The sequence below is a fragment of the Thalassospira alkalitolerans genome (genome assembly GCF_002115745.1).
GTDB classification, from domain to species: Bacteria; Pseudomonadota; Alphaproteobacteria; order Rhodospirillales; family Thalassospiraceae; genus Thalassospira; species Thalassospira alkalitolerans.
Genome location: NZ_JFKB01000004.1, coordinates 125,462 through 147,767, shown reverse-complemented (window position 1 = coordinate 147,767; position 22,306 = coordinate 125,462). Strand labels below are relative to the sequence as shown.

General features: G+C 52.3%; 20 protein-coding genes. 13 read left to right on the top strand and 7 right to left on the bottom strand.

Going from position 1 to position 22,306, the window contains the following annotated elements; all coding sequences use genetic code 11:
• Window positions 1-14: 14 nt before the first annotated feature.
• Genes trpC through TALK_RS07370 form a run of 3 tightly spaced genes read right to left on the bottom strand, consistent with a single transcriptional unit; the run spans window position 15 to window position 2,455 of the window.
• Window positions 15-812 carry an indole-3-glycerol phosphate synthase TrpC gene (trpC, locus tag TALK_RS07380; protein WP_085617428.1) on the bottom strand — a complete coding sequence of 266 codons (798 nt, stop codon included), beginning with the start codon at window positions 810-812 and terminating at the stop codon, window positions 15-17.
• Complete coding sequence (gene trpD, locus TALK_RS07375; RefSeq protein WP_085617426.1) at window positions 809-1,843, bottom strand: anthranilate phosphoribosyltransferase; 1,035 nt, start codon at window positions 1,841-1,843, stop codon at window positions 809-811. Before trpD ends, trpC begins: the two co-directional genes overlap by 4 nt.
• A 39-nt stretch (window positions 1,844-1,882) precedes the next feature.
• Window positions 1,883-2,455 (bottom strand): anthranilate synthase component II, encoded by a 573-nt coding sequence (locus TALK_RS07370; RefSeq protein ID WP_085617424.1) that lies wholly within the window; start codon window positions 2,453-2,455, stop codon window positions 1,883-1,885.
• A 324-nt stretch (window positions 2,456-2,779) separates the two neighbouring features.
• Here TALK_RS07370 and TALK_RS07365 point away from each other — a divergent pair, with 324 nt between their 5' ends.
• Window positions 2,780-3,856, top strand: a complete 1,077-nt coding sequence (locus TALK_RS07365; protein WP_245829756.1) for a divergent polysaccharide deacetylase family protein — start codon at window positions 2,780-2,782, stop codon at window positions 3,854-3,856.
• A 79-nt stretch (window positions 3,857-3,935) separates the two neighbouring features.
• Here the strand turns inward: TALK_RS07365 and trpE are convergent, their stop codons facing one another.
• Both trpE and TALK_RS07355 read right to left on the bottom strand, forming a co-directional pair.
• A complete protein-coding gene (gene trpE / locus TALK_RS07360) occupies window positions 3,936-5,432 on the bottom strand; it encodes an anthranilate synthase component I (RefSeq protein WP_085617420.1) in 1,497 nt (498 codons plus the stop codon).
• A gap of 108 nt (window positions 5,433-5,540) precedes the next feature.
• Complete coding sequence (locus tag TALK_RS07355; RefSeq protein ID WP_085617418.1) at window positions 5,541-7,433, bottom strand: SurA N-terminal domain-containing protein; 1,893 nt, start codon at window positions 7,431-7,433, stop codon at window positions 5,541-5,543.
• A gap of 317 nt (window positions 7,434-7,750) precedes the next feature.
• On the opposite strand from TALK_RS07355, the gene tpiA reads away from it, so the two are divergent.
• The 12 genes from tpiA to TALK_RS07290 all read left to right on the top strand — a co-directional run bounded on the left by tpiA (window position 7,751) and on the right by TALK_RS07290 (window position 21,117).
• On the top strand, window positions 7,751-8,506 hold the full coding sequence (gene tpiA, locus TALK_RS07345; RefSeq protein ID WP_085617414.1) for a triose-phosphate isomerase: 756 nt from the start codon (window positions 7,751-7,753) through the stop codon (window positions 8,504-8,506).
• A 101-nt stretch (window positions 8,507-8,607) separates the two neighbouring features.
• Window positions 8,608-8,928 (top strand): preprotein translocase subunit SecG, encoded by a 321-nt coding sequence (secG, locus tag TALK_RS07340; RefSeq protein ID WP_085617412.1) that lies wholly within the window; start codon window positions 8,608-8,610, stop codon window positions 8,926-8,928.
• Between the two features lie 125 nt (window positions 8,929-9,053).
• The gene (locus tag TALK_RS07335) at window positions 9,054-10,682 is read left to right on the top strand and encodes a CTP synthase (RefSeq protein WP_085617410.1); all 1,629 of its coding nucleotides are present in this window, start codon (window positions 9,054-9,056) and stop codon (window positions 10,680-10,682) included.
• A 27-nt stretch (window positions 10,683-10,709) separates the two neighbouring features.
• Complete coding sequence (kdsA, locus tag TALK_RS07330) at window positions 10,710-11,567, top strand: 3-deoxy-8-phosphooctulonate synthase (RefSeq protein ID WP_085617408.1); 858 nt, start codon at window positions 10,710-10,712, stop codon at window positions 11,565-11,567.
• A 102-nt stretch (window positions 11,568-11,669) separates the two neighbouring features.
• Complete coding sequence (eno, locus tag TALK_RS07325) at window positions 11,670-12,941, top strand: phosphopyruvate hydratase (RefSeq protein ID WP_085617406.1); 1,272 nt, start codon at window positions 11,670-11,672, stop codon at window positions 12,939-12,941.
• A gap of 290 nt (window positions 12,942-13,231) precedes the next feature.
• A complete protein-coding gene (locus tag TALK_RS07320) occupies window positions 13,232-13,582 on the top strand; it encodes an FtsB family cell division protein (protein WP_169714970.1) in 351 nt (116 codons plus the stop codon).
• A gap of 548 nt (window positions 13,583-14,130) precedes the next feature.
• Window positions 14,131-15,144: a pyruvate dehydrogenase (acetyl-transferring) E1 component subunit alpha gene (pdhA, locus tag TALK_RS07315; protein WP_085617404.1), complete on the top strand. Its 1,014-nt coding sequence runs from the start codon at window positions 14,131-14,133 to the stop codon at window positions 15,142-15,144.
• A 53-nt stretch (window positions 15,145-15,197) separates the two neighbouring features.
• The gene (locus TALK_RS07310) at window positions 15,198-16,637 is read left to right on the top strand and encodes a pyruvate dehydrogenase complex E1 component subunit beta (RefSeq protein WP_085617402.1); all 1,440 of its coding nucleotides are present in this window, start codon (window positions 15,198-15,200) and stop codon (window positions 16,635-16,637) included.
• A gap of 63 nt (window positions 16,638-16,700) precedes the next feature.
• A complete protein-coding gene (locus TALK_RS07305) occupies window positions 16,701-18,002 on the top strand; it encodes a pyruvate dehydrogenase complex dihydrolipoamide acetyltransferase (protein ID WP_085617400.1) in 1,302 nt (433 codons plus the stop codon).
• Between the two features lie 95 nt (window positions 18,003-18,097).
• Window positions 18,098-19,495 (top strand): dihydrolipoyl dehydrogenase, encoded by a 1,398-nt coding sequence (gene lpdA, locus TALK_RS07300; RefSeq protein ID WP_085617398.1) that lies wholly within the window; start codon window positions 18,098-18,100, stop codon window positions 19,493-19,495.
• A 120-nt stretch (window positions 19,496-19,615) separates the two neighbouring features.
• Complete coding sequence (gene lipA, locus TALK_RS07295) at window positions 19,616-20,605, top strand: lipoyl synthase (RefSeq protein ID WP_085617397.1); 990 nt, start codon at window positions 19,616-19,618, stop codon at window positions 20,603-20,605.
• 41 nt (window positions 20,606-20,646) lie between these two features.
• On the top strand, window positions 20,647-21,117 hold the full coding sequence (locus TALK_RS07290; protein ID WP_085617395.1) for a type II toxin-antitoxin system RatA family toxin: 471 nt from the start codon (window positions 20,647-20,649) through the stop codon (window positions 21,115-21,117).
• Here TALK_RS07290 and TALK_RS07285 read toward each other — a convergent pair whose 3' ends face one another.
• On the bottom strand, window positions 21,118-21,624 hold the full coding sequence (locus tag TALK_RS07285) for a CinA family protein (protein WP_085617393.1): 507 nt from the start codon (window positions 21,622-21,624) through the stop codon (window positions 21,118-21,120).
• A gap of 5 nt (window positions 21,625-21,629) precedes the next feature.
• Window positions 21,630-22,112: a phosphatidylglycerophosphatase A family protein gene (locus TALK_RS07280; RefSeq protein WP_085617391.1), complete on the bottom strand. Its 483-nt coding sequence runs from the start codon at window positions 22,110-22,112 to the stop codon at window positions 21,630-21,632.
• Window positions 22,113-22,306 lie beyond the last annotated feature (194 nt).

Genomic DNA, 22,306 nt, shown 5'->3' with positions numbered 1-22,306 from the left:
TATCCGATCCGGTATCAGGCCGCAAGGCCAAGAAGGTTGCGGGTTGCCGTTGTAACGTCATCCTGACGCATCAGGCTTTCGCCAATCAGGAAGCATTGCGCGCCGACTTTGGCCATGCGCGAAAGATCATCTGGCGTAAATAATCCGCTTTCGGCAACCAGCATACGATCTGCATCGACCATACTTGCCAATTCCTCGGTCGTTGTCAGCGAAACTTCCAAAGTCTTTAGATTTCGGTTGTTTACACCGATAAGTTTGGATTTCAGTTTCAGTGCGCGTTCAAGTTCCGGTGCATTGTGGACTTCGATCAGAACATCCATGCCTAGTGCATGTGCCGCATTTTCAAGCTCTGCTGCCTGATTATCTTCGAGGGCTGCCATGATCAGCAAAATGCAATCAGCACCAAGTGCTCGTGCCTCGGTCACCTGATAGGGATCAAGCATAAAATCCTTGCGTAGAACCGGTAGGTCAACCGCAGAACGGGCGGCAACCAGATAGCTGTCATCCCCCTGAAAATAGGGAATATCGGTTAGAACCGAAAGGCAACTTGCCCCGCCCGCTTTATAGGCCTGTGCCAAGACTGGCGGATTGAAGTCCGAGCGGATAAGCCCCTTGGACGGGGATGCTTTCTTGATTTCGGCAATCAGGCCATAGCGACCATCGGCAACCGATGTTTCAAGTGCCTTGATAAAACCGCGCGGGGTGGATTGCGCCTTTGCGGCGTTTTCTAGGTCGGCAAGTGATTTTCGAGTCTTGCAGGCGGCAACATGGTCACGTTTATCGTTGCAGATGCGGTCAAGTACGTCGCTCACGATGTTGTCCCCTGATTGGATATGGTCACGAGCGCCTGCAGGGTTTCTGCGGCTTTGCCAGAATCAATTGCGGCCTTGGCTTTTTCGATGCCATCGGCAAGGTTGCGGGCAATATCGGTTACGACAAGGGCGGCAGCGGCATTCAAAACAACGATATCGCGATAGGCACTTTGTTTGCCGACAAGCAAATCCAAAATGGCTTTGGCGTTTGTATCGGCGTCGCCACCTTTAAGTGCGTCAAGCGTTACGGTTTCAAAACCGTAATCGGCCGGGTCGATATCAAACGTTGTGACTTTGCCATTTTTGACTTCGGCAACAAAGGTCGGCCCGGTGGTTGAAATTTCATCAAGGCCGCTATGGCCATGGACAACCCATGCATGTTCGGAACCAAGGCGGTTCAGTACATTTGCAATCGGTTCGACCCATTCCCTGGCAAAAACCCCCATGACCTGACGTTTGGTTTTTGCCGGGTTGGCAAGCGGGCCAAGCAAATTGAAAATTGTCCGTGTTCCCATTTCAACCCGGGTTGGCATCACATGGCGTACGGCCGAATGATGGCGGGGGGCCATCATGAAGCACAGATTGATTTCGTTCAGTGCCTTTTCAAGAAGCGGCATTTCTGCATCAAGATTGACGCCAAGCGCCATCAGGACATCAGCTGACCCTGATTTTGAAGAAGCCGCACGGTTACCATGCTTGGCGACAATTGCACCACATGCCGCAGCAACAATCGCCGCACCCGTTGAAATATTGAAAGTACCACTTCCATCGCCACCGGTGCCGCAGGTGTCGACCGCATTGGGCGGTGCGATAATACCGGTTGCTTTGGACCGCATAACGCGTGCTGCGCCGGTGATTTCGTCAATCGTTTCGCCCCGCAGGCGCAACGCCATCAGGAAAGCGCCCATCTGTGATGGCGTTGCCTGACCGGACATCAGAACATCGAAGGCCTGTTCGGCCTGTTCTTCGTTCAGTTTTTCACCATTTGCGACTTTGGCCAGGACTGGCTTCAGGTCATATTCTGTCGACATGCGGGTTTCCTCGATTAACGGTCCGGTCCGGTGCGGTTGTTATGCACCGGGGAAGTCGATGAAATTTTTTAAAAGAGCGTGGCCATGTTCGGATGCTATACTTTCCGGATGGAATTGAACGCCATGGATTTGATGCTGTTTATGGCGCAACCCCATGATCAGACCATCCTTGTTTTCAGCCGTGATTTCAAGGCTGTCGGGCAGGGTGGCGCGATCAACGACCAGTGAGTGGTAGCGTGTTGCGTCAAACGGGCTTGGCAGGCATTTAAAAACGCTTTGCCCATGATGGGTCATCGTATCGGTTTTGCCATGCATGCATTCAGGTGCACGAACAACATTTCCGCCAAATGCCTGACCAATGGATTGATGGCCAAGGCATACGCCAAGCAATTTGACCTTTCCCGCCGATGCCTTGATCAAATCAAGGCAGATGCCGGCACGATCCGGATCGCAAGGGCCTGGCGAAATGACAATGCCTTCGGGCTTTAAAGCCAGTGCTTCATCGACCGAGATTTCGTCATTGCGGCGCACTTCGACCTCTGGGCCAAGTTCGCGCAGATAGTGCCACAAATTGAATGTGAAGCTGTCGTAATTATCGATGAGGAGATACATCGTGGCGCCGGTCTATTAATGTCAGATCGCGCAGAGAATAAACGGCATTGCCGCTACGTCAAGCGATTGCAAAAAACCATTTTCCTGCCTTTGTTTGCGACTTTAACAGGGTGCTAACCTGATCGGGTGTAAAAAGCTTCCAAATACAAGCCGACATTCCCGGCATATAATGACTATATGGGTAACACGACCCAGCAAACGAGACTGGAGACGATCGCTGTGGCACGCCGGGCACAACCCGCAAAAAAGAAGAAAGCGGCACCACAAAAACGAAGCCGAGGCAAAACTGCACCGAAAAAAAAATCGGGTGGTATCGGACGTTTGATGCTGGGTGGAGCAATTGTTGCGGGAACCATTTCTGCAATAATTGCCGTGGGTAGCATGTTGGAACTTGATCGCGCATCGCGTGATTTTGGCGAACAGGCCGCAAATTCCCAGCCGGAATATGAACCTGAACCTGCCCCCGTTCCAAAAAGTAAAAATTACGATTTCAGCGAAAGCAACGGAAACCGTGACCGCACCGGTTATATGGTTGGTCAGCGCGATGAAACCGACGAACTGCCTGTTCCGCATTCCGCACCAGCAGACAAGAAACCCGACCCGGTGGCAGCAAAAACACCAGCGCCATCCGTTCATCAGGGACTTGATGGTGGCGCGCAGGATGACGCTATGCCGCCCTGGCAAAAGTTTGCTGCATTAACGCCAGAAACCGGATCGGCACCTGTTATTGCGATTATTATCGACGATGCCGGCCTTGATCAGCCACGGACGGCGCGCGCGGTTAAGCTTCCTGGTCCGGTTACAATTTCCTATTTACCCTATGCTCGCGATCTTCAGCATCAAGTGAATGACGCCCGGGCACATGGCCATGAAATCATGCTTCATATGCCGATGGAGCCATCATCCTCGACTATCGATCCGGGGCCACATGCCTTGCGCACCAGCTTTGACCGAGATGCTATTCTTGCGGAAATGCTGTGGATGCTGGATCGGTTTGATGGGTATGTTGGTGTAAATAATCATATGGGTAGCAAGTTCACTTCTGACCCGGAACGCATGAAGGTTGTCATGGAAGTCATGAAATCCCGTGGTCTTTTGTTCCTTGATTCAAAAACCAGTGCGCAATCGGTCGGATATTCGCTGGCGCGGAAATATGATGTTCCGGCTCTGGAACGTGATGTGTTTATCGACGATGCCGACGATGCAACCAAAATTGCCAATATGCTGGCGCGAATTGAAAAGGTTGCGACCCATCAAGGATTCGCGATTGCCATTGGTCATCCCCGGGATTTAACGCTGGAAGCGTTGCAAAAATGGATTCCAGCGGTTCAGGCCAAGGGGTTTGTGCTGGTGCCAGCAACCGATATTTTGAGACGTACAAATCCCAGTGCTACAGGCTAATCCCCTTAATCGGTACAGATAAAACAAAGGCCCGCCAAATGATGCGGGCCTTTATCATTTCAGGGGGGCAGGGACTGGGTCAGGCGAACCGATGGGCTTCGCGGGCGGCGGCCATTAATGCGCCGGCCTTGTTTTTGCATTCCTTGTGTTCAAGTTCCGGCTTGCTATCGACAACGATACCAGCACCGGCCTGAATATGGATTTGTTCATCTTTGATGACGGCTGTGCGCAGGGCAATGCAGGTATCCATTGATCCATCGGCCGAGATATAGCCGATGCAACCGCCGTAAATGCCGCGGCGTACCGATTCCAATTCATCAATGATTTCCATGGCGCGGACTTTGGGGGCGCCCGAAACCGTTCCGGCCGGGAACCCTGCCTTTAAGGCGTCCATTGTGTCATATTTTTCGTCGATCTGTCCGACCACGTTCGAAACGATATGCATCACATGCGAATAATATTCGATGGTTTCACGGTCGGTGACACGCACTGTGCCGGGCTTGGATACGCGACCAACATCGTTACGCCCAAGGTCAAGCAACATCAGATGTTCTGACCGCTCCTTGGGATCATCCAACAGGTCCTGTGCCATGACCTTGTCGTCCTCGGGCGTATGGCCACGGCGGCGTGTACCGGCAATCGGGCGGATTGTGACTTCGCCATCGCGTAGCCGAACAAGGATTTCGGGACTGGCTCCGACAACCTGAAACCCGCCAATATCAAGATAGAACATGAAGGGCGATGGGTTGATCCGGCGAAGTGCGCGGTAAAAGGCGAAAGGCGGTAAGTGATAGGGCAGCGAATATCGCTGTGACAGGACCACCTGAAAGATATCGCCCGCCCGAATATATTCCTTGGCCTGATCGACCATCTTGTAAAAACCGGCTTCATCGACACTGACTTTTGGGTCGGGCAGGGTGTCTGGTATGGGTTTGGACCGACGATCCAGGAAAAGATTGCGCTGGAATTGCTGAACCACATCGTTCAATCGTGCGCAGGCCAGATCATATGCTGCATCCGCACTGATCCCGGTTTCCGGGCGCACCGGCGTTACGACGGTGACGGTGTCTTCGATGGTATCAAAACTGGCGGTAACTGTCGGGCGAATGAAAATGCCATCAGGAACGCCAAGCTCGTCGGTGTTGGTATCAGGAAGCTTTTCCATCAGACGTACGGTGTCATAGCCCATATAACCGACCAGCCCGGCGCTCATGGGGGGCAGATTGTCGGGCAGGGCGATGTGACTTTCGGCAATTAGTTTTTTCAGGCTTTCAAGTGGCGCATTGGTTTCAGGTTTGAATGCGTCTGCATCGGCAAGGGCACGGCGATTAAGTTCGGCTTTTTGGCCAAAGCAACGCCAAATCAGATCAGGCCGTAGTCCCAGAAACGAGTAACGCCCCCGAACGGTGCCGCCTTCGACAGATTCAAGCAGATAGGTGTTGGGCATGCCTTCGGCGATTTTAAGGAATGCGGATACCGGCGTATCAAGGTCCGCTGTCAGCGAGGTCCAAAGAACCTGCGAAATGCCGATATTGTAATTCTGCTTGAAACTGTTGAAATCCGGTTTGATTTCCATGTTCTGTCCAACTTGGTCTGGTCGATTGGTTTGGCCACGGGTAGGCGAGGCGAGGTGGAACAAGAAAGGGCGGCCTGTTGAAAGGCCGCCCTTTGAAAATGGTATGGTTTAGTTTGCCGCAGTTTGCGGATACAGCGCATTAATCGCACTGTTATTGACACTGACGGAAATTTCGTTCTGCAAATAGTCAAGATATTGCGCCAGAATATCCTGATTAAGTGCTTGTTTCAGTTCAGAAATAACCGGATCAGCATCGCCTTCTGCAATGTCGGCAGCCTTGATTTCATCAAGCTTCAGAACCAGAACACTGTCCCCGGACTGAATGGCTTTTGCCTTGCCTTCTTCAAGGGTGAAGAGGGTTGCGGCAACTGCCGGGCTGACATTGCTGGCAAGACCTTCGCCGGTGCGTTTGGCTAGGCCGCTTTTGATCAGTTCGGCATTATCACTGGTCGCAAGCGTTGCAATATCAGCACTCTGATCGTTGATCGAAGCTGCAAGCTGATCTGCTTTTTCAATCATCTGACGGCTGCGTTCATCTTCTTTCCAGGCGGCGATTACATCGTCACGAACATCTTCGAACGGGCGAAGCGCTGACGGGGTGACGTCGTCAATACGAACGACATACCGAACACCGGTTGAGGTTTCTTCAAGCAGGCTTTCCTCGCCTTTGCCCAGCTCGAAAATCTTGGCGTTGATTTCGCGACCATCTGCGATATCCGCACCGAGGTCTTCACCGCGGACAACATCATTTAGTTTGACGGTCTTTGCGCCAGCGGCATTTGCCGCTTCTTCAAGCGGGGTACCAGCACCAAGTTCGTCATCAAGTTTGGCAGCAAGATCATAGATCGCGTCTTCTGCCTTGAACCGTTTCACACCCGATACGACATCAGTGCGAACCTGATCAAGCGTTTCGATACGTTCTGCGGTGATGGCGGGGACACGAATGATATGCCAGCCCAGTGCTGTTTCAACCGGTTCGGAAAACGCGCCTTCATCAAGGGCAAAAGTCACATCGCGCAGGTCCGGCAGAATGTTGTCTGCGGTGAATTCGCCAAGCTTGACGATTGACGGGTCCATTCCGGCATCTTCCGCTGCTACCGTCATGAAGTCAGCGCCACCCTGAAGGGCTTTGTATGCCTCTTGCGCGCTTTCTTTTTCATTTGGTGCAAACAGGATTTGCTCGACAACGCGTTTTTCCGGTGTCTGGAATTCCGGCAGGCGATGGTTGTAAGCTTCGAGGATTTCGTCCTCGGTCACATCCATGGTTTCAACCAGATCAGCCGCACTCAGCGTCGCAAGCGTTACGTTGCGGCTTTCAGGGGCGGTGAACTGTGCTGCGTTGTCTTCGTGATATTGACGAAGTTTTGTATCATCCGGGGTTTCGATGTTTTCGAATTCGGATGCGTTTAAAGCAAAGAAACTACCGCTGCGCTGTTCGTTACGATAGGCCGCAATCTGCTGTGCCATAATGTTCGGGGCGGTGATTGCACCGGCAAGGCTGCCAACAATCTGCTGTCCCATCATGTCACCGCGCACGCCTTCGACGAATTCCGGCTCGCTATATCCGCTGGAATATAGCGCTTGAAGGAAACGTTCACGGTCAAACTGGCCCGTGGTTTCATTCTGGAAGCCCGGCGATGCAAAGATCGTTCCACGGACTTTTTCGTTGCTGATACCGATGCCCATATCCTTGGCGTTTTCACGCAGGATCTTTTGGGAGACCAGGCTTTGAACGGTGTTGTTCAAAAGGCCCATCTGGATGGCCTGCTGCCGGTCAAAGTTCGGTCCGAACACACTGCGCATATTCTGGACGCTACGCTGAAATGCGCGATCCAGTTCGACCGGACTGATCGATTGGCTGCCAATTTCGGCAACTTCGCGCGATGTACCAAGGTTCAGCATCGATGCGTTCAGACCCCACGCGACGAAGCTGATTGCAATCACGCTAAAGATGATCTTGGCAAAGATTGATTTCGAAAAAGAGCGAATGCCAGCAAGCATATGATAAGCCTAACAATTCGTGGTTTGGTGCCGACGACGGGGCATCGACAGTGTTTCTTTTATCCGCGCGGGCGTATGGAAAACCCGTTGCAATTGCCGCGCATCTTAATGGCGAGACGTAAGGGCGGCAACATCCGATTGCATTGACCTTGCCCGAAGTTCGGTTGACAGTGTTTTCCGGGGCTTGGCCGGGGGAATATCGCGTGTTAAAACCCGCATCTTATCGTGTTTTGCAACAATATGTATCGGATCGGTGATTGCATGGCCATCTTGTTGGTTGATCCGCAACACCGTCGCAGCAAGAGGTAGATAGATATATGTCACAGCGCCGTTCCTTGATCGCCGGAAACTGGAAAATGAATTGTCTGCGTGCTGATGGCTTGGCCATTGCGCGGGGGCTGGCCGAACGTGCCAAGACCAAAGGCGAACTGGCATGTGACATTCTGGTCTGTCCGCCTGCGACCCTGGTTTCGGATGTCGCGGGTGTAACCACTGGCAGCGCTGTCAACGTTGGTGGTCAGGATTGCCATGTTGCTGTTAATGGTGCGCATACCGGTGATATTGCCGCCCCTATGCTGGCTGATATCGGCGCCACATATGTTCTTGTCGGGCATTCCGAACGCCGGGCCGACCACGGGGAAAGTTCGACCGTGATCCGCCAAAAGGCGATGGCGGCACATGACGCGGGTCTTATTGCGGTTGTCTGTGTTGGCGAGACCGAGCAGGAGCGTGATCTGGACGCGACGCTTGCCGTGGTTAACGGCCAGATTGCGGTATCCATTCCCGAAGGGGCGAGCGCGGTGAATACAGTTGTTGCCTATGAGCCGGTCTGGGCGATTGGCACCGGGCGGACAGCAAGTGTCGCCGAAGTTGCTGAAGTTCATGCTGCAATTCGTGCAGAGCTGACAGCACGATTTGATGATGGTGATGGATTTAGAATTCTGTATGGTGGCTCGGTCAAGCCGTCCAATGCGGCGGAATTGCTGGCTGTACCTAATGTTGATGGTGCACTGGTTGGCGGGGCGAGCCTTAAGGTTGACGATTTTTGGCAGATTATTGAAAGTTGCGCCTAGCCAACCGTCATAAAACACGCTAAATACGCATCAAATTTTTGCCCGATCCGGTCACAATATAATGCCCGGTTCGGAAGTTTTAGGACAAGAGTTTCGAGACCATGCAAACTGTCATTCTGGTAATTCATCTTCTTCTTGCGCTTGGCATGATTGCCGTCATTCTCGTACAGCGCAGTGAGGGCGGTGGGCTTGGTATCGGCGGCGGCGGCGGCGGTAACTTCGGCGTTATGAGCTCGCGCAGCGCGGCTAACCTTCTTACACGTACGACGGCAATTCTGGCCGGGGCATTTATGGTGACGAGCCTTGCCCTTGCGTTGCTGTCCAATACGCATACCCAGTCAACATCCATATTGGACCAGGCTCCGGTCCCGGCGGCTGAACAGCCCGTCGAGGATACCGGACCGGCGGCTCCGACCCGCTAAAAAAATTAACCAACGACCCGAGGCGGCAAACTTGCCGCCTCAATTTTTGATTGTTGTATTCCCCGGTTCATGATGCACTGAGCTGCATCGAGCCGTGGCGTTTTGCTTTGAAATGAGGCAAAGAGATGACCCGTTATATCTTTATCACCGGTGGCGTTGTTTCATCGCTGGGCAAAGGCTTGGCCTCTGCTGCTTTGGGAGCCTCGCTTCAGGCGCGTGGATTTACCGTCCGCCTGCGCAAGCTTGATCCATATATCAACGTTGATCCGGGCACGATGAGCCCGTATCAGCATGGTGAATGCTATGTGACCGAAGACGGTGCAGAAACCGATCTTGACCTTGGGCACTATGAACGTTTCACCGGCGTTTCGTCGCGTCGTTCCGACAACGTGACGACCGGCCGCATTTATTCCAACGTGATTGCACGTGAACGCCGTGGTGATTATCTGGGTGGGACCGTTCAGGTCATTCCCCACATCACCGACGCGATCAAGGAATTTGTCCAGTCTGATGCAACCGAGGACTTTGTTCTTGTTGAAATCGGCGGGACTGTTGGCGATATCGAAAGCCTGCCGTTCCTTGAAGCAATCCGTCAGATGGGCAACGATCTTGGCGATGGCCGTACCCTGTTCATGCATTTGACGCTGGTGCCGTATATTTCGTCTGCGGGCGAATTGAAAACCAAACCGACTCAGCATTCCGTCAAGGAATTGCAAAGTGTTGGTATTCAGCCTGATATCCTGCTGTGCCGTTGTGATCGTGAAATTCCGATCAATGAACGCCGCAAGATTGCGCGTTTCTGTAACGTCCGCGAAGCGGCTGTTATCCCGGCCTATGATGTTGACAACATCTATCAGGTGCCGATCAGCTATCACAAATACGGTCTGGATAACGAAGTGCTTCATCACTTCGGCTTGCAGGCGCAGGACCCGGACCTTGGTCCATGGGAAGAAATCTGCAGCACCATTCGCAATCCCGAAGGCGAGGTTACGATTGGTATTGTTGGCAAATATATCCAGTTGCCTGATGCTTATAAATCTCTGACTGAAGCTCTGACCCATGGCGGCATTGCCAATAAGGTTCGGGTGAAATTGCAGTGGATTGCATCTGACGAGCTTGAAAAAGAGGGCAATGTCAGCGAGACCCTGTCGAAACTTGATGCCATTATGGTTCCAGGTGGTTTTGGCGAACGTGGTACCGAAGGCAAGATTGCCGCGGCCCGTTATGCACGTGAACACAAGGTTCCGTATTTCGGCATTTGCTTTGGCATGCAGATGGCTGTTCTTGAAGCAGCGCGAAATCTTGCGGGGCTTAAAGATGCATCATCGTCCGAATTCGGCCCGACAAAAACTCCGTTGGTCGGTCTGATGACTGAATGGGCGAAAGATGGCGGATCGGTGGAACGTCGTAGCGGCGAAGACGATATGGGGGGCACCATGCGTCTTGGCAATTACGAGTGCAAGTTGGTTGATGGGACGCGTGCGCGTGACATTTATGACAGCGAGACCGTTTTAGAACGTCACCGTCACCGTTATGAAGTTAACATTAACTTCATGCCACAGCTTGAGAAAACAGGTCTTAAGTTCTCGGGGCTGTCACCTGATGGGCGGTTGCCGGAAATCGTCGAATATCCGGATCATCCGTGGTTTATCGGTGTTCAGTTCCACCCGGAACTGCGTTCGCGTCCGCTTGATCCGCATCCGCTGTTTGTTTCCTATATCAAGGCAGCCAAGGAACGTAGCCGCCTAGTTTGACAGACTGCCTGAAAGAAAGACGGTAATATGACGGAAATCAAAACTGTCAAAGTCGGTAATATCGAATTTGCCAATGATAAGCCTTTTGCCGTTTTGGCGGGGCCATGTGCAATCGAGAGTCGTAGCCACGCATTGGAAATGGCCTTTGCGCTCAAAGAGCTGTTTGAAGGACTTGGACTTGGGCTTGTTTACAAAAGCTCGTTTGACAAGGCCAACCGTACCAGCGCCAATTCCAAACGTGGTGTCGGCCTTGTCGAAGGGCTTGATATACTGGCCGAGGTCAAGGAAAAGACTGGTCTTCCAATTGTCACTGATGTGCACTTGCCGGATCAGTGCGCGCCAGTGGCCGAAGTTGCCGATATCCTGCAAATCCCGGCTTTCCTGTGCCGTCAGGGCGATCTTCTTCAGGCGGCAGGAAATACCGGTCGTGCTGTCAATGTCAAAAAGGGTCAGTTCCTGGCACCTTGGGATATGGCAAATGTTGCCAATAACATCGCTGCCACCGGTAATGAAAATATCATGCTTTGCGATCGGGGCACCAGCTTTGGCTATAACACGCTGGTAACCGATTTCCGCGGACTTCCCACCATGGCGCGTCAAGGCTATCCGGTTGTATTTGATGCGACCCATTCTGTTCAGCAACCAGGTGGGCAGGGCACAACAAGCGGCGGTCAGCGCGAATTTGCGCCGGTATTGGCGCGTGCAGCTGTTTCTGTTGGTATCGCTGCCCTGTTTATCGAAACTCACGATAACCCGGATGCGGCCATCAGCGATGGTCCAAATCAAATTCCATTGAACAAACTTTCCGAGGTCTTATCGGTTTTGATCGAACTTGATAAAGTGGCAAAAGCCAATCCGGTTCGACTGGATATGTTCAACGATTGAAATATGAATGCCGCCATGTCTTGATGGCGGCATTTCTTTTAGGCTGTAACCAATGTGCCCTTTTGGGGCGCAGATAATCTCAGTGAGGAGACTGTTTCCGTTATGACCGCTATTATTGACATCCGTGGCCGTGAAATCCTCGATAGTCGTGGTAACCCGACTGTCGAAGTTGATGTAACTCTGGAAAGTGGCGCCTTTGGTCGTGCAGCCGTTCCATCAGGTGCGTCAACCGGTGCGCATGAAGCTGTCGAGCTGCGTGACAAGGAAGACCGTTATCTGGGCAAAGGGGTCACCAAGGCCATTGCAGCGGTTAATGGTGAAATCTTTGAAGCTCTTGCCGGTATGGATGCCGAAGATCAGGTCGATGTTGACTCTGTTATGATCGAACTGGACGGCACCCCGAACAAGGCCCGTCTTGGCGCCAACGCCATTCTTGGTGTGTCGCTTGCCGTTGCCAAGGCAGCTGCCGAAGAATCCGGTTTGCCACTTTATCGTTACATTGGCGGCGCGTTTGCACGCACGCTTCCGGTTCCGATGATGAATATCATCAATGGTGGCGAACATGCCGATAATGCCATTGATGTTCAGGAATTTATGGTGATGCCGGTTTCGGCTGAAACAGGCTCCGACGCCATCCGCATGGGAGCGGAAATCTTCCATAACCTGAAAAAGGCATTGTCGGCGGATGGGCTGAGCACCTCTGTTGGTGATGAAGGTGGTTTTGCACCGAATATCGCCTCAAGCGAAGCGGCCATCAGCTATATCATGAAATCGATTGAGGCCGCAGGCTATCGCCCGGAAGAAGACGTTGTTCTGGCGCTTGATGCGGCCTCGACCGAATTTTACAAGGGTGGCAAATACGTTCTGGCCGGCGAGGGCAAGACCCTTGATGCGGATGGCATGGTTAAATACTGGGCCGATCTGGTTAGCAAGTATCCTATTTTCTCGATTGAAGACGGCATGTCTGAAGACGATTGGGATGGGTGGGCAGCCCTGACATCGGAAATCGGTGCCAAGACCCAGCTGGTCGGGGACGATTTGTTTGTAACCAACCCGAAACGTCTTTCAGACGGTATCAAGAAGGGCGTTGCCAACTCGATCCTTGTTAAGGTTAACCAGATTGGTTCTTTGACCGAGACTCTTGAAGCCGTCGAAATGGCGCATCGTGCCGGGTATACCGCCGTCATGTCGCACCGTTCGGGCGAAACCGAAGACGCAACCATTGCTGATCTTGCGGTCGCAACCAATTGCGGTCAGATCAAAACCGGTTCGCTGTCGCGTTCCGACCGTCTGGCTAAATACAATCAGCTGATCCGCATCGAAGAGATGCTTGGTGCCGGTGCATATTTCCCGGGACGTTCGATCCTGAAATAATCACCGCCCAATGAGACGAAACGAAAAAAACCGTCCCGGTATTCCGGGGCGGTTTTTTATTCGTCAGGGTTAGCTGATTGACCGTAATCATCGTGCAATAGCACATGTGCTTTAAGCTTATTTTTACCCTGTTGTGATCAACTATCTGGGTATCATGGCAAGCATTGTGACTGTTGAGACACTGATGTCTTTGAGTTCAAAGGCAAATAACGCATGCAGTTTTTCCATTTCGATATCGGAATGGCGATGATTTTGGTATGTCTTCGCGTAAAGGCAAAGGGCAGGGGTAAATGTCGTCAACATCACCGGTCATTCGCCGATTGGGCCAGGCCGTCGCGCCGGTAATCGCATTTACAATCATGGTCTATTTCATCTTCCACAGTGTGGAAGGCAACCGTGGTGTATTGGCCTATTGGTCGATGCAGGACCGTGTTTCTGAAATAGCAAAGGTGCGGGATGAAATTATCGCTAAACGCAATCATCTTGAAGAACGGGTAATTGCGATGCGGTCAAACCATCTTGATCCGGACCTGCTTGATGAACGTGCCCGTGCGATGTTGAATGCGGCCCATCCCGATGACCTGATCATTTTCCATCATAATGGCTATCTTGACGATGATCCGATTGCTGCCAAGCAGTAACAAATCTATCGGGTCCTGATCGGATAAGAATCCGGCACCACTTTTGGTGGATTATTTACTTTTGTAAAATTTCCTTCTAGTTGCTTTGTGGCCGAAATCTATTTCTACCGCACGACAACCGAATTTTGATCAATTATGCAGTCGATGTTATCGTGTTGTTTCAACTGACTTTTAGTTGATCATCACCTTCTGGTAGCGTGCGTTTGCTGCTGTGTTCTGTCCTGTGTCTTCTGGCAGTTGCGAAATAAACCTGTTTGATCTGTGATATTGGTTTCACTAAAGCATAGCATTTGTGACCTAATGGAATGAGCGAGAATGAAGCTGTTTCCTCAAGTTGCTGAAAACGCTGAAATTATGCATATTCATAAAACATCACAAATTAACCGATATGTGGTTCATTTGTGATTGTGCGTTGCAAAACAACACTTTACGGTCAGTTAGATTGCTTGCCTCAGCACGTGGTTTTAGGTAGTCATTTCGGTGGTCCAGTACCGAATTAAGCACTCATTACATGATGCTTAAGCGATAGCCATCCACCGGGAGGAAACATGGCGACCACACCAAAACGCAAACGCGTCACGACGCGCGCCGATAATCTGGCGAGCAGTGATGATCTCCTCAAATATTACCGTGAAATGCTTCTGATCCGTCGCTTTGAAGAAAAAGCCGGTCAGTTGTACGGCATGGGCCTTATTGGTGGCTTCTGTCATCTGTATATCGGGCAGGAAGCCGTCGTTGTCGGCATGCAGGCTGCTATTACCGGCGATGACGGTGTCATCACCAGTTACCGCGATCACGGCCATATGCTGGCCTGTGGCATGGATCCTGCCGGTGTCATGGCAGAGCTGACCGGACGAGAAGGCGGGTATTCCCGCGGTAAAGGCGGCTCGATGCATATGTTCTCCAAGGAAAAGAATTTCTTTGGCGGCCATGGAATCGTTGGCGGTCAGGTTCCGCTCGGTACCGGTATTGCCTTCAATTACAAATATCGTGGCCAGAACCGTGTTTGCCTAACCTATCTTGGGGACGGTGCTGTCAATCAGGGGCAGGTCTACGAAGCGTTCAACATGGCCGCTTTGTGGAAGCTTCCGGTGATCTATTGCATCGAGAATAACCAGTACGCCATGGGCACATCTGCACAGCGCCATTCGGCGAGCCCTGATTTGTATCAGCGCGGTGCAGCCTATGGTATTCCGGGTGAACAGGTTGACGGTATGGACGTTCTTGCGGTTAAGGCCGCTGGTGAACGTGCTGTTGCGCATTGCCGTGAAGGCAATGGTCCGTATATTCTTGAGCTCAAGACCTATCGCTATCGCGGGCATTCGATGTCTGATCCGGCAAAATACCGGACCAAGGAAGAGCTCGATAAAATGCGCAAAGAGCACGACCCGATCGATATGGTCAAAAAGCTTTTGATTGATGGCAATATCATCGACGAAGCTGGCCTTAAAGATATCGACAAGGAAGTGAAATCTGAAGTCGCCAAAGCGGCCGAGTTCGCCCAGAATAGCCCGGAACCGGATGTCTCTGAACTGTTCACCGATATTTTGATCGATGCGTGATCGCGAACTTCGCGAACCGCTTTTGACCGATATTTCCCGGGAGAGAGGGAACAATGCCGATTGAAGTTTTGATGCCGGCCCTATCGCCGACCATGACAGAAGGCACTCTTGCCAAATGGACCGTCAAGGAAGGCGACAAGATCGCCTCTGGTGACGTAATCGCAGAAATCGAGACCGATAAAGCCACGATGGAAGTTGAGGCCGTTGACGAAGGCACCATTGGCAAGATTGTTATTGCTGAAGGGGCCGAGAACGTCGCGGTAAACGCGGTCATCGCCTATATCCTCGAAGAAGACGAAGATGCTTCTGCGCTGGATAATATTTCAGCTACGGGTTCTGCGCCCAAGGCCGAAGTCGCACCTGCGCCTGCTGCAGAAACGGTATCGGCCTCGGCCAGTATTCCGGCACAGCCAGCAGCCGTTTCGGCCAGTGGCGCGTTTGAGCGGGCATCGGGTGATCCACGCGCCATGAGCGAAGTGAACGCGACCCAGGACGAGAAAACCTATACCTCGTTCAAAACTCAGACTGTTCGCGAGGCCCTTCGTGATGCGATGGCCGAAGAAATGCGTTCGGATGAAAACGTTTATGTCATGGGCGAAGAAGTCGCGCAGTATCAGGGGGCCTATAAGGTTACCCAGGGGCTGCTTGACGAATTCGGTGACAAACGTGTCGTGGATACCCCAATTACCGAATACGGTTTCACCGGAATGGCAACGGGTGCAGCCTTTATGGGGCTGAAGCCGATTGTTGAATTCATGACGTTCAACTTCGCCATGCAGGCCATTGACCATATCATTAACTCGGCTGCGAAGACGCTTTACATGTCCGGTGGCCAGCTTGGTTGCCCGATTGTCTTCCGTGGTCCGAACGGTGTCGCATCGCGCGTTGGTGCCCAGCATTCCCAGTGCTATGCATCATGGTATGCGCATTGCCCGGGCCTTAAGGTGGTTTCGCCGTGGTCGGCTGCGGATGCAAAAGGCCTTTTGAAGGCTGCCATTCGGGATCCGAACCCGGTTGTCTTCCTTGAAAACGAACTTCTTTACGGCACCAGTTTTGAAGTGCCTGATGACGAAGATTTCGTTCTTCCAATCGGTCAGGCCAAGATTGAACGTGAAGGCACCGATGTGACCATCGTTGCGTTCTCGATCATGGTTGGCAAGGCGCTTAAGGCTGCTGAACAACTGGCCGAGCAGGGGATCTCTGCTGAGGTGATCAACCTGCGCAGCATTCGTCCGCTTGACGTGAACACCATCGTTCGTTCGGTGATGAAAACCAATCGTCTGGTGACATGTGAAGAAGGTTGGCATTTTGCCGGTATCGGTGCCGAAATTGCATCGACCATCATGGAACATGCCTTTGACTATCTTGATGCGCCGGTGGCGCGTGTCACGGGTGAAGACGTTCCGATGCCGTATGCAGCAAATCTTGAAGTGCTGGCAGTTCCGCAAGAGAAGCACATTGTCGATGCGGCCAAGGCCGTTTGCTATCGCTAACAAAAACGGACAGGGGCAGGGCGCTGAGACATCGCGCCGCCCCGCTACCGGGAGATTGCATTCATGCCCACGAAAATATTAATGCCGGCTTTGTCGCCGACCATGACCGAAGGCACTTTGGCAAAATGGCTCGTCAAGGAAGGCGATACCGTTGAATCGGGTGACGTCATTGCCGAGATCGAAACCGACAAAGCGACGATGGAAGTTGAAGCCGTCGATGAAGGAAAAATCGGCAAAATCCTTGTTGCCGAAGGCAGCGAAGGTGTTGCCGTCAACGAAGTCATTGCTCTTTTGCTTGAAGAAGGCGAAGACGAAAGCGCACTTGATGGTGCTGATACGTCGGCTGCCAGTGTTGGTGGTGACGCTGCCCCGGCACCGAAGCAGGAAGCCGTACCGGCTGCATCGGCTTCGAGTCCGGCACCGGCCGCACCGGTTTCCGGTGGTGATCGTATCACAGCCAGCCCGCTTGCACGTCGCATTGCGGCGAATGAAGGTGTTGATCTGGCGAAAATTTCTGGTTCAGGCCCGCGTGGCCGTGTTGTGAAACGTGACGTTGAAGCCGCCATGTCAGCCAAACCTGCTGCGGCTCCCGCTGCTGCGGTGGCAACGGCTGGTGAAAAACCGGTTCCTGCTACGGCACCGGCTGCTTCCGGCTGGAATCCGGACCTGACCGGGCTTCCGGAATACGAAGAAATTCCGAACACATCGATGCGCAAGGTTATTGCACGTCGTCTGACACAGTCCAAACAGCAGGTTCCTCATTTTTACCTGACGGTTGATTGCGAACTCGACAATCTGCTTTCAACACGCAAGCAGCTTAACGAGAAAGCAGGCGAGGGCGTTAAAGTCTCGGTCAATGATTTCGTCATCCGGGCGGCGTCCATTGCGCTTAAGCGTGTACCGGCGGCAAACGCTGTCTGGACCGATGCCGCAATCTTGCAGTGTAAGCAGCAAGATATTTCGGTTGCCGTTGCCATTGAGGGTGGCTTGATCACGCCAGTCATTCGAAATGCCGGTGGTAAAGGTCTTGCTGAAATCTCGACCGAAATGAAGGCACTGGCTGGCAAGGCACGTGAAGGCAAGTTGAAACCGGAAGAATTCCAGGGTGGGACGTTCTCTGTCTCGAATCTTGGCATGTTCGGGATCAAAGAGTTTTCGGCCATTATCAATCCGCCGCAGGGCTGTATTCTGGCCGTCGGTGCGGGCGAGCAGCGCGCCGTTGTAAAAGACGGTGCACTGGCAATCGCCACAGTCATGAGCTGCACATTGTCAGTTGATCATCGCGTGGTCGATGGTGCGGTTGGTGCGGCATTTATGGCTGAGTTCAAAAAGCTGATCGAAGATCCGCTGAGCATGTTGCTCTGAGGTTCCGAAATTGCGCGGGGACTTTAAATAGTCCCCGCAAGCATTTGAATTTCAAGACCTGTAACCGGTGACGGGCAGGCGAAGGAGATCTTACGATGGCAGATAGCAATTTCGACATAATCGTGATTGGTGCGGGTCCCGGTGGCTATGTCGCGGCCATTCGTGCAGCCCAGCTGGGGCTGAAAACGGCCGTTGTTGAACGTGAACATCTTGGTGGTATTTGCCTGAACTGGGGCTGTATTCCGACCAAGGCGCTGCTGCGTTCGGCAGAAGTCTATCGCAATATGCACCATGCCAAGGAATACGGTCTTTCATGTGAAAAACCGTCCTTTGATCTTGATGCGGTTATCCAACGTTCGCGCGGTGTATCCAAGCAGCTTGCGGGCGGCGTTGGCCATTTGCTTAAAAAGAACAAGGTTACCGTGATCAATGGCGAGGCCAAATTCGACGGTCCGAAAAAGATCAATGTCGAAGGCAAGGACAAAGGTACCTATATCGCGAAACATTACATCATCGCGACAGGTGCCCGTGCACGCTCATTGCCCGGCCTTGAAGCCGACGGCAAAGTTGTCTGGGATTATAAAAAGGCGATGACGCCTGACAAAATGCCCAAAAGCATTGTTGTTGTTGGTTCCGGTGCGATTGGCATTGAATTCGCCAGCTTCTATCACACCATGGGTGCGGATGTGACGGTGGTGGAAATCATGTCGCAGATCATGCCGGTTGAAGACAAAGATGTTGCGACTCTTGCGCAGAAGATGATGACCAAGGACGGGATGAAAATCCTGACCGAAGCCAAGGTCGCCAATCTGAAACGTAATGCAGATAACGTTGTTGTGACGATTGAAACCAAAGACGGCAAGAAGCAGGAACTTACCGTTGATCGCGTGATTTCGGCTGTTGGGGTTATCGGTAACACCGAGGGTCTTGGTCTTGAAACCACCAAGGTCAAGGTTGATCGCAATGTGATCGGCACGGATGAATATTCGCGCACCGACGAGCCGGGCATCTATGCCATTGGTGATGTTGCTGGTCCGCCGATGCTGGCCCACAAGGCCGAACATGAAGGCGTGATTTGTGTTGAAAAGATCGCCGATGTTAAAAATGTGCATCCGCTTGATCCGCGCAAGATCCCGGGGTGTACCTATTGCCATCCGCAGGTCGCCAGTGTCGGCCTGACCGAAGCCAAAGCCAAAGAGGCCGGCTACGACATCAAGGTCGGCAAGTTTTCGTTTATCGGCAACGGCAAAGCCGTTGCACTGGGCGAGGCTGAAGGGCTGGTTAAGACCGTATTTGATACCAAAACAGGCGAACTGCTTGGCGCGCATATGGTTGGCACCGAAGTGACCGAGCTTATTCAAGGCTTTGTCGTGGCGATGGGCCTGGAAACGACCGAAGAAGACTTGATGCATACGGTGTTCCCGCATCCGACCCTGTCGGAAATGATGCATGAATCGGTCCTTGACGCTTATGGTCGGGCAATCCACTTCTAGGAAATACAGGGTCATATCAGGCAAACATGTCCGGTATGACCGTTTTGATCGAATGTCGGTTTGACAAATACGTGGCGTGGCGGCACATTGCCGCCCGTCCAATCTTTCGGAGGTAACTCTATGTCGACGGCGCAAAGCGAAGCCAAAGCACTTCGTCACCCGGAAAAACAGAAGAACCCGGATCGTCCATCAGGGCGCAAGCCGGCATGGATCCGTGTGAAAGCGCCTACGTCAAAGGGCTATCAGGAAACACGTGAACTTGCGCGCGGCCTGAACCTTCATACCGTTTGCGAAGAGGCCTCGTGCCCGAATATTGGCGAATGCTGGCAGCAAAAGCATGCTTCGTTCATGATTATGGGCGATACCTGCACACGTGCCTGTTCGTTCTGCAACGTAAAAACCGGTATGCCGAACGCGCTTGATCAGTTCGAGCCGCAAAACCTTGCGATGGCGGTTGCCGACATGCAGTTGAAGCATGTTGTGATCACCTCGGTTGACCGTGATGATCTTGCGGATGGCGGGGCTGCCCATTTTGCCCGGGTGATCGAAGCCATTCGTTATAAATCACCTGAAACGACGATCGAAATTCTAACACCTGATTTTCGTGATAAACCGGGTGCCGTTGAAATCGTCGCCAGAGCCCGCCCGGATGTGTTCAACCATAACCTTGAAACCGTGCCACGGCTTTACACCTCGATTCGTCCCGGCGCGCGCTATTATCAGTCACTGCGCATTCTTGATCGTGTAAAACAGATTGATCCAACCATTTTCACCAAGTCGGGCCTGATGGTTGGATTTGGCGAAGAACGTCAAGAACTGGCACAGGTTATGGATGATTTGCGTGTTGCCGATGTCGATTTCCTGACAATCGGGCAATATCTGCAGCCGACTCTGAAACATGCCCCGGTCGAACGGTTCGTCACGCCTGATGAATTCAAGGATTATGCGTCGATGGCGCGTGGCAAGGGCTTCCTGATGGTGTCGGCAACGCCGCTGACGCGGTCAAGCTATCACGCGGACCGTGACTTCGAAGAACTTCGACTGGCTCGTGAGAAAAAGCTGGCTGCTGCGGCGACCGTCAAAGCCAAAGCAATGGTTGGCGTACAGTAGAAATTTCAAAGACATAAACGAGACGACAAAGGAGATCACGGGTGCCGACGCATGCGGAGCGCAGGAAACTGCCCTATACGCCGGAACAGATGTTTGACCTTGTCGCGGATATCGATTCCTATTCCAAGTTTCTTCCATGGTGTGTCGCTTCGCGGGTCCGCAGGCGCAATGGCGATGTTTTGCATGCCGATCTGGTGATTGGTTTCAAAATGTTTCGTGAAAAATACACATCAAAAGTTACCCTGCAGCCTCATGACCGTATTGATGTCGAATATCTGCAAGGGCCGTTCAAATATTTGAACAATCACTGGGTGTTTGAACCGACGGAAGACGGGGGGACGTTTCTTGATTTTTTTGTCGATTTCGAGTTCCGCTCTGCTTTGCTGCAAAAAATGATCGGTGTCGTGTTTAACGAAGCCGTCAAATTGATGGTCGGCGCCTTTGAAACGCGCGCCCATGAGGTTTACGGCGAACCGGTTGCCGCAGCGGACAGCAAACAACCCAACGGGTAATTAAACCGGTTTTTTGTCAGTCATTTCAGCCAACATATTAAATGCTTCAATGATGGTCGCCTTGCGCACAGCATGACGATCCCCGTCATATACCCGACGACGATGCAGGGTCGGGCGATTGTTGCCTGCACACGCAAGATGAACAAGTCCCACCGGTTTTTGTTCTGACCCGCCACCCGGCCCGGCGATCCCAGTAACTGCGACACTTAAGGTCGCCAGCGGTGCCCGGGAAAGGGCCCCTTCGGCCATGGCGATTGCCACGGGTTTGGAAACGGCCCCATGAATTACCAGCATATCTTCTGACACACCGATCAGGCCCTGCTTGGCTTCGTTGGAATAGGTAACAAAGCCACAATCAACAACCGATGAGCTGCCATCGACTGCTGTAAGACTGCCGGTGATCAGGCCGCCGGTACAGGATTCGGCTGTTGTGATCATTTCACCGTTTGTTTTGCAAAGCGCGATCAGTTCAGCCGCCGCAATCAGGATATCTGGTGCGATATTCATGGAAATCAAACTCCTGCAAAGTGACGCGCCGTGAACAAGACGATCATTCCGAAAAGACCGGCAAGAATATCATCAAGCATGATCCCGAAACCGCCAGTGATCTGGCGGTCAATCCAACGGATCGGCCATGGCTTTAGAATATCGAATATCCGGAATATCACGAATGCCGCCAGCAGCCAGCCAAGATCGGCTATGCCGTTGCCCAACGGCACAACAAGGAGGCACATCCATTGTCCGGCGACTTCGTCAATAACGATTTCACCGGCATCATGGACGCCGATCATCTCGCTGTATTTATGGGAAATCGGAATGCCAACCATAAAGACAACGGCAATGCCAATAAGTAGCGCCGAATTTCCAAGCAAGATGGCAATAGCCCAGCCAAGCGGGATTGCCGCAAGCGAGCCCATGGTGCCAGGAGCTTTGGATATCCGGCCGCTATAGAACCAGGTTGCTGAACAGGTTAGTAAAAATTGAGATATACGCATTTTTTAAACATTGTTGATTTAGAAAAGAGTTCATTGAGTAACACACAGATCTACCTTCATGACAAACTTTTGGCATTAAGGATGTGTTAACGTGCTTGCCTGTTGTCGCGCTAACAGTTAGCGTAAAGAAAAGTCGTCTTGCAGGCGGGGTCTAAAAAAAGCAAATCGTGTGGCGATTTCTTTATCGCAAGCAC